Source organism: Bradyrhizobium rifense (assembly GCF_008123425.1).
Lineage (GTDB): Bacteria > Pseudomonadota > Alphaproteobacteria > Rhizobiales > Xanthobacteraceae > Bradyrhizobium > Bradyrhizobium rifense.
Map to the genome: position 1 here is coordinate 145,062 of NZ_VSSS01000025.1, position 7,805 is coordinate 152,866.

Sequence of the window (7,805 nt, forward strand, 5' to 3'; positions counted from 1 at the left end):
GTGGCGACGACAGGGAAGGCCAGAGGAAAAGTCGTGATCGACCTCCATTACGCGCCGACGCCGAACGGCTGGAAAATCTCGATCATGCTGGAGGAACTCGGGCTTCCCTATACCGTGAAGCCCGTCAACATCCGCGCCGGCGAGCAGTTCAGCGCTGAATTTCTGGCGATCTCGCCCAACAACCGCATTCCCGCGATCGTCGATCACGACCCTGCCGATGGCAGCGGACCGTTCTCGGTGTTCGAGACCGGCGCGATCCTGATCTATCTGGCGGAGAAGACCGGCCGCTTCCTGCCCAGCGACCTGCGCGGCCGCTCCACCACGATCCAGTGGGTGATGTGGCAGATGGCGGGGCTCGGGCCGATGCTCGGCCAGCACGGCCATTTTGCGCTCTACGCGGCCGAAAAAATTCCCTACGCGATCGAGCGCTACCGCGACGAGGCGGCACGGCTCTATGGCGTGCTCGATCGCCAGCTCGCAAAGACCGGCGCCAATGTCGCCGGCGACTATTCGATCGCCGACATCGCCTGCTTCCCCTGGACCATGACCCACAAGGCGCAGGGCTTTACGCTCGACGACTATCCGAACGTGAAGCGCTGGTACGCCGAGGTGCGTGCGCGGCCGCAAGTACAGGCGGGGCTCGCGATCGGGAAATTCGTGAAAGAGCCGTTCGACGAGGAATCACGCAAGATCATGTTCGGCCAGAGGGCTAAGGAAGTGTTGGGGAAGAAGTGAGCCTCCGCTCCCTTCGCGTCATTGCGAGCGAAGCGAAGCAATCCAGAATCTTTGGGCGGAGGGACTCTGGATTGCTTCGTAGCTTCGCTGCGCTCGCAATGACGGGGTGAGAGCACGGCAATCAAGACACAAGGAAACGCCATGATCGAATTCTTCTTCGACTGTTCCAGCCCCTGGACCTATCTCGCCTTCCACAACATCCAGCCTCTGGCGAAGGAGCTCGGCGCCGAGATCGTCTGGCGGCCGATCCTGGTTGGCGGCATTTTTAATACGGTCAACCCAAGCGTCTACGCGCAGCGCGAGACGCCGGTGCCGCTGAAGGCGCGCTACATGAAGAAGGACCTCGCCGACTGGGCGCGCTCCGCGGGCCTTGCGATCAAGATGCCGCCGACGGTGTTTCCGGTGAACAGCGTCAAGGCGATGCGCGGCTGCATCTGGTTAGGCAAGGACATGGTGCCGTTCGCGACGGCATTGTTCGAGACCTATTGGGGCGGCGACAAGGACATCTCGCAGGATGCGGTGCTGGCCGAGATCTGCAAGAAAGTCGGCATCGACGAGCAAAGATTCTTCGCCGGCATCTCGGAGCAGGCGATCAAGGATCAGCTCAAAGCCAACACGGAAGAGGTCGTCGCCCGCGGCGGCTTCGGCTCGCCAACGATTTTCGTCAACAAGGCCGACATGTACTTCGGTAATGACCGCCTGCCCCTGATCCGCGAGGCCTTGATGCGCAGCAAGGCGAGCGCGGCCTGATGGTGCGGGCTGTCGTCTGCCGCGCGCTCGGCGCGCCCGAAACGCTGCGGCTGGAAGAGTTTCCGTCGCGCGCCCTCAAGCCGGGCGAGGTGCGCGTCGCGATCCGCGCCGCCGGGCTGAACTTTCCCGACGTCCTGATGGCAGCCGGCGAATACCAGCTCAAGCCCGAGCTTCCGTTCACGCCCGGCATGGAAGCCGCCGGCGACGTGACCGAAGTCGGCGCCGAGGCGAAGGGCGTTGCCGTCGGCGACAAGGTCATCGTCAAGATGCGCCACGGTGCCTTCACCGACGAAGCCGTGGTGACGCCGTCGCAGCTTACACCGATGCCATCGAACTTTGATTATGCCGAGGGCGCGACCTATCTCGCGGGCCATGGCACCGCCTATCACGCGCTGATCGATCGCGGCCGGGTCGAGCCGGGCGAGGTGCTGCTGGTGCATGGCGCCGGCGGTGGCGTCGGCCTTGCGGCGGTCGAGATCGGCAAGATGCTGGGTGCGACTGTGATCGCGACAGCGTCCAGCGACGAGAAGCTGGCGATTGCGAAATCACGCGGCGCCGATCATCTCGTGCGCTACGACCGCGAGCCGTTTCGTGACGCCGTCAAGCGCATCACCGATGGCCGTGGCGCTGACGTGGTGTTCGACCCCGTCGGCGGCGAAGTGTTTGAGAACTCGATGCGCTGCATCGCCTGGGGTGCGCGGCTGCTGGTGATCGGCTTCACGGGCGGGATCGGCTCGGCCAAGACCAACCTCCTGCTGATCAAGGGCGCCAGTGTGCTCGGCGTGCGCGCAGGCGAAGCGGTGCGGAAAAATCCCGTGCTTGGCGAGGTACGCCTGAAGGCGCTGCTCGCATGGGCGGAAGAAGGGAAGCTCCGCCCGAACATCTCGCACCGGCTGCCGTTGGAGGATTACGCGAAGGCGATGCGGTTGCTGCTCGACCGCAAGGCGATCGGGCGGGTGGCGCTGGTGATGGAGTGACGGTGCCTCACTTGTACTCCCGCTCGCTCCACCACGGAAAATAATCCGGCATATCGCTCGACACCTTGTTCTTGAACTGCGCCGGCCGCTTCTCCAGGAACGACACCACGCCTTCCCTGACATCCTCCGAGCGGCCGCGGGCGTAGATGCCGCGGCTGTCGACCTTGTGGGCTTCCATGGGGTCGTCGGCGCCCATCATGCGCCACATCATCTGGCGGATCAGCGCCACCGACACAGGCGCGGTCTTGGCGGCGAATTCCTTCGCGAGCGCGCGAGCGGTCGGCAGCAGATCATCGGGAGCGACGACCTTGCTGACGAGACGTCCGGCGAGGGCTTCCTGTGCCGGGAAGACGCGACCCGAATAACACCATTCCAGCGCCTGCGAGATGCCGACGATGCGCGGCAGGAACCAGCTCGAGGCGGCTTCCGGCACGATGCCGCGCTGGGAGAACACGAAGCCGAAGCGCGCAGCGTCCGAGGCGATGCGGATGTCCATTGCGAGCTGCATCGTGACGCCGATGCCGACGGCAGGACCGTTCACCGCGGCGATCACGGGCTTCAGGCACTTGAAGATGCGCAAGGTCACCTGGCCGCCGCCGTCGCGCACCTGCGGATCGCTGTAATCGACCTTGCCGTCGGCAAAACGCTTCACCGGCCCGCGCCGCGCGTCGCGGTCGAAGGTGTCTGCTCCAGAGGAGAGGTCCGCGCCCGCGCAAAAACCGCGGCCGGCGCCGGTGACGATGATGGCGCGGACGTCGTCGTCCTTGTCGGCGGCGTCGAATGCGTCGATCAGCTCGGCCTGCATCTGCGCGTTGAAGGCGTTGAGCTTGTCGGGCCGGTTCAGCGTGATGGTGAGGATCTGCTCGGCGACCTCGTATTTGATCGTCTCATACGCCATGGGTGGTTTCCTTCGCTGTCATAAATGCGATCTCGATGAGACGAGACGCATGGTCGCCGCTGTCCGTCTTGCGCGGACTGGGCATGTGAGCAGTACAAGAACGTGGATGGTCGGGACAAGCCCGGCCATGACGGAATGCTACTTCGCCGGCGGCTTTGGCCAGGGCTTCTGCGCGCCGCGCAGGCCCTCGAACGCCTTGGCCATGCCGAGCACGCCGATATCGTCGAAGCGGCGGCCGACGATCTGCACGCCGATCGGGAAACCCTTGGCGTCGAAGCCGCCGTTGATGGAGACCGCCGGGTTCTCCGACATATTCCACGGCACGGTATAGCAGATGTGCTCGAACGGTCTCATCGGATCGTTGGTCGGCGAGGCCCATTCCGCCGCATAGTTCACGTTCGGCGCCGTCGGTGAGATCAGATAGTCGAGCTCGCAGAACAGCTTTGACGCCGCAGCCCGGATCGCCATGGTCTGGTTGAAGCCGCGGATCACGTCGACGCCCGACAGCTTTGCGCCGGACGCGCCCCATTGGAAGATATAGGGCAATACCTTTGCCTGTTCGGCCGGCGTCAGCTTCGACAGATCGTCCCACATCCGCGCGCGCCAAAAGTTGTCGAGACCATCGAGCATCTCACGCGTGAGGATGCCGTCGACCTCGGTGACGACGCTACCTGCAGATTCGAATGCCTTTGCGGCCTTCACCGCAACCTCGCGGACCGGCTTTTCCGCCGGCAGGCCGACGCCGGCATCGAGCATCAGGCCGATGCGCAGTTTGCGCGGGGACTTCTCCGGTCCCTTCCAGTTCAGAGGCTCCGCCGGCAGGCTCATGCCGTCGCGCCGGTCCGGCTTGGCGATCACGCTCATCATCAGCGCGCAATCATCGACCGTGCGGGTCATGGGGCCGGCGACACGGCCGACATAGGTGGGATCGATCGGCACGCGGCCAAAGCTCGGCTTCAGGCCGACGAGGCCGCACCAGCCTGCGGGCAGGCGCACCGAGCCCCCGATATCGGTGCCGAGATGCAAGGGACCATATCCGGCCGCCGCAGCCGCACCTGCACCCGCGCTGGAGCCACCGGGATTCTTGCTGATATCCCACGGATTGCGCGCGAGCGCGTGGAACGAGGAGAGCCCCGAGGACAGCATGCCGTAATCAGGCATCGTCGTCTTGGCGAAGATGATCGCGCCGGCCTCGCGCAGCCGCGCGGCGGGCGGGGCGTCCTTCTCGGCCGGGACGAGCTTGACGCTCGCAGCCCCCAGCGGCACCGGCACACCCTTGGTCGCGATGTTGTCCTTGACCGTGACAGGCACGCCGTCGAGCGCGCCTGACGGTTCACCTCCGGACCAGCGCGCGGTCGAGGCTTTCGCCGCCTCGCGCGCGCTGTCGGGATCGAAGGCATAGAGCGCCTTCAGATGCGGTTCCCACGCACCGACATGCGCGAGGACGTCCTCCAGCACCTCGCTCGGCGAGAACTGTTTTGCGCGATAGCCCGCGATCAGATCGATCGCGGACAGATCGTGCAGCGAGGTGACCGCCTCTTCGACGCTCTTCTTCTGCATTGCTAACCCACCGGCATGCGCGTTTCGATGATCCGGGCGAACATGCTGGCGCCGATCGGCAGGATCTTGTCGTCGAGCACGAAGCCGGGATTGTGCACGGGCACCGAGCCGTCGTGGCCGACCCAGAAATAGGCGCCGGGAATGGTTTGCAGCATGTCGGCGAAGTCCTCGCTGCCCATCTTCGGCTGGCTGCGGGTGATCACCTTGGCCGGATCGACGATGGTGCGGGCGACGTCCTCGACCACCTTGGACTGCTCGACCTGGTTGACCAGCACGCCAAAGGTGTCGCGGATGTCGACGTCGATCTCGCACTGATAGGCGCTCGCGATGCCGGCGCAGATCGTGCGGATGCGTTGGCTGATCAGGGCGCGGACTTCATCCGAGAAGGTGCGAATGGTGCCGCAAAGATGCGCTTCGCCCGGAATGACGTTGTAGGCGGAGCCCGCATGGATCTGGGTGATCGATATCACCGCAGCCTGAAGCGGGTCGACGTTGCGGCTGACGACCGTCTGGATCGCCTGCGCCAGCGTGGTCGCGATGATCACCGCGTCCTTGGAGCGCTCGGGCATCGCGCCATGCGCGCCATAGCCGGTGATGCGGAGGTCGAAGAAGTCTGCGCCGGCCATCGCTGGCCCGGGCAGGATCGCGATCTCGCCGAGATTGAGGTCGGGCGCGTTGTGCAGGCCGTAAAGCTCGTCGCAGGGGAATTTCTCGAACAGGCCGTCCTTGATCATCGCGCGGGCGCCGCCAAGGCCTTCCTCGGCCGGCTGGAAGATCAGATGCACGGTGCCGTCGAAGTTCTTCGTTTCCGCGAGGTAGCGCGCGGTGCCGAGCAGCATGGTGGTGTGGCCGTCATGCCCGCAGCCGTGGAAGCGGCCGGGGATTTTCGAGCTCCATTTCAGATTGGTGTTCTCTTCCATCGGCAGCGCGTCCATGTCGGCGCGCAGGCCGATGCGCTTGCCGCTGGAACCCTTGCCCTTGATGACGCCGATCACGCCGGTGCCGCCGAGGCCGCGATGCACCTCGATGCCCCAGCCCTTCAGCTTGTCGGCGACGATGCCGGAGGTGCGGACCTCCTCGAAGCCGATCTCGGGATGGGCGTGGATGTCGCGGCGGATGGCGGTGAGTTCGTCGGCGTAGCCGTCGATGCGGTCAATGGTGGGCATGTGTCCTGTCCGGTTGGCGTGACTTGATTAGCGAGATTTTGGCGTGAAAGCGGGGCCGTTCGGCTTGATACGGATGCCCGGCCGCAGGCGCGTCCAGGGCAGCGAGGCGGTATCGGCCGGCATCGCGCCGGGCGCGGCGCAGATCATCAGCTTTTCCGCGATCGGCTCGAAGTCGGCGCGGAAGTGCACCGAGCTCTTGTTGACCAGAATCTTCTCTGCCGTCGGCTCAATGCCGACATAACGATACATCGCCTGATCGGCGAGCTGCGCCTTGTGCGAACTCACGACGACGCGGACATCGCCGATGCGCAAGGCCGCGGACGGGCCCATCTCCATCTCGCGGCCGCCATAATAGGGGCCGGGTGCGATGAAACGGCCGTCGGAGAGCTTTTCGACGACAAAGGTCTCGGTATAGGGCTCGTCGCCGGGAATGCCGGACTTGCCGCCGAGCGAGAGCGTGACGGTGGCGCCGACGCCGGCTGCATGCGCGGCCTTGGCCGAGACGGGATCATAGATCGCGCCGGTCGCAGCACTCGCCTTGTTGCGCACCAGCGCGCGCAGCATGCCGGTGGTATCGGAATCGCCGCCGGCGCCGGGATTGTCCTGGGTGTCGGCGATGATGATCGGCTTGCTTGCGCTCTTCGCAAGTTCCATGGCGTGGCGCACGCCGTCATCGGGCGACCAGATCTTGCCGTCGAAATCGTCCTCGTGGCTTTCGATCAGCTTGACGATCGCATTCGCGGCGCGATCGGCGTCTCCTTGCGTCTTGCCATAGGCGAACACGCTCGGCCCGCAATCGCGGAAGTCGGCGGCGGGGAAGCCCGGCGCGAAGGACAGTGTCGGAACCGCATCGCTCTCCAGCGCGGCGAGCTTTTCGTAGATGCCCTTGGTGGGAAAGTCGTTGGTGCATTGCCAGCTGATCGCGATCAGGAACGGCAATTGGCGGAACGATTTTGCGAAGCGCTGCTTCGTCTTCAGCAGCAGTGCGAGGTGCTTTGCGGAGGCGCGACCGGTCTCGGCCATGTCGACATGCGGATAAGTGCGGTAGGCGATCAGCGCGTCCGCATGTTCCATCATTGCGGGCGTGACGTTGGCATGCAGATCGAGGCTGGCGACCAGCGGAACATCCTTGCCGATGACACGGCGCACGCGTGCCAGAATCTCGCCTTCGCCGTCGTCGAGATGCTCGGTGACCATCGCGCCGTGCAGATCGAGATAGACCGCGTCGAGCGGACCGGCGGCCGCGATGCCGTCGACCAACACCTTCACGATGCGCTCGAAGGCGTCCTTGGTGACGTGCGCCGATGGGCTTGCACCGCAGGCAATCGTCGGAACGAGTTCCCAGCCGTTGGCTTCGGCGCTGTCGACAAAGCCGGCCAGCCCAACATTGATGCGCCGCATCACCTTCAGCACGTCGGCGCCTTCAGTCATCGCCGGCCAGCCGCCGCCATGCTGGAAGTCCGCGAATGTCGCCTTCGTCGGCGCGAAGGTGTTGGTCTCGTGCAGGAAGCCGCCGACGGCGATACGTGTCATCAATGAAAGTCCAGCGATTGAAAGTGCGCGAAATTAGCCATGGCGCTGCGGCGAGAGCAAGCGAGGAGCCCATGTCGCCGCGCATAGGGTCAGATCGTTTTTGGGCATGCTGCGGATGCGTGTTGTTTGAGAAGGCGCTTCCAAATCCTCGGTGTCGTCCCGGCTTTCGCCCTAGGGCATGCACAT

The 7,805-nt window shown here is 64.8% G+C and carries 7 protein-coding genes; 3 read left to right on the plus strand and 4 right to left on the minus strand.

Annotation, left to right across the window (positions count from 1 at the left end; genetic code table 11):
- Positions 1-33 precede the first annotated feature (33 nt).
- The 3 genes from FXB40_RS16160 to FXB40_RS16170 all read left to right on the plus strand — a co-directional run bounded on the left by FXB40_RS16160 (position 34) and on the right by FXB40_RS16170 (position 2,462).
- Complete coding sequence (locus tag FXB40_RS16160; RefSeq protein ID WP_148773172.1) at positions 34-735, plus strand: glutathione S-transferase N-terminal domain-containing protein; 702 nt, start codon at positions 34-36, stop codon at positions 733-735.
- Between the two features lie 141 nt (positions 736-876).
- On the plus strand, positions 877-1,485 hold the full coding sequence (locus FXB40_RS16165; RefSeq protein WP_148773173.1) for a 2-hydroxychromene-2-carboxylate isomerase: 609 nt from the start codon (positions 877-879) through the stop codon (positions 1,483-1,485).
- A complete protein-coding gene (locus FXB40_RS16170) occupies positions 1,485-2,462 on the plus strand; it encodes an NADPH:quinone oxidoreductase family protein (protein WP_148773174.1) in 978 nt (325 codons plus the stop codon). Before FXB40_RS16165 ends, FXB40_RS16170 begins: the two co-directional genes overlap by 1 nt.
- A 7-nt stretch (positions 2,463-2,469) precedes the next feature.
- Here FXB40_RS16170 and FXB40_RS16175 read toward each other — a convergent pair whose 3' ends face one another.
- The 4 genes from FXB40_RS16175 to FXB40_RS16190 all read right to left on the minus strand — a co-directional run bounded on the left by FXB40_RS16175 (position 2,470) and on the right by FXB40_RS16190 (position 7,619).
- Positions 2,470-3,360 (minus strand): crotonase/enoyl-CoA hydratase family protein, encoded by an 891-nt coding sequence (locus tag FXB40_RS16175; RefSeq protein WP_148773175.1) that lies wholly within the window; start codon positions 3,358-3,360, stop codon positions 2,470-2,472.
- A 138-nt stretch (positions 3,361-3,498) separates the two neighbouring features.
- On the minus strand, positions 3,499-4,920 hold the full coding sequence (locus tag FXB40_RS16180; RefSeq protein WP_148773176.1) for an amidase: 1,422 nt from the start codon (positions 4,918-4,920) through the stop codon (positions 3,499-3,501).
- Between the two features lie 2 nt (positions 4,921-4,922).
- Positions 4,923-6,086 carry a M20 aminoacylase family protein gene (locus FXB40_RS16185; RefSeq protein ID WP_148773177.1) on the minus strand — a complete coding sequence of 388 codons (1,164 nt, stop codon included), beginning with the start codon at positions 6,084-6,086 and terminating at the stop codon, positions 4,923-4,925.
- Between the two features lie 27 nt (positions 6,087-6,113).
- Entirely contained in the window at positions 6,114-7,619 is a 1,506-nt protein-coding gene (locus FXB40_RS16190) for a M81 family metallopeptidase (RefSeq protein ID WP_148773178.1), read from the minus strand.
- Between the last annotated feature and the right edge of the window lie 186 nt (positions 7,620-7,805).

Bases quoted from the DNA above. Each gene is read 5' to 3' on its own strand.
- FXB40_RS16190 (WP_148773178.1), bottom strand. From the start codon at position 7,619: ATGACACGTATCGCCGTCGGCGGCTTCCTGCACGAGACCAACACCTTC.
- FXB40_RS16180 (WP_148773176.1), bottom strand. From the start codon at position 4,920: ATGCAGAAGAAGAGCGTCGAAGAGGCGGTCACCTCGCTGCACGATCTG.
- FXB40_RS16185 (WP_148773177.1), bottom strand. From the start codon at position 6,086: ATGCCCACCATTGACCGCATCGACGGCTACGCCGACGAACTCACCGCC.
- FXB40_RS16165 (WP_148773173.1), top strand. From the start codon at position 877: ATGATCGAATTCTTCTTCGACTGTTCCAGCCCCTGGACCTATCTCGCC.
- FXB40_RS16175 (WP_148773175.1), bottom strand. From the start codon at position 3,360: ATGGCGTATGAGACGATCAAATACGAGGTCGCCGAGCAGATCCTCACC.
- FXB40_RS16170 (WP_148773174.1), top strand. From the start codon at position 1,485: ATGGTGCGGGCTGTCGTCTGCCGCGCGCTCGGCGCGCCCGAAACGCTG.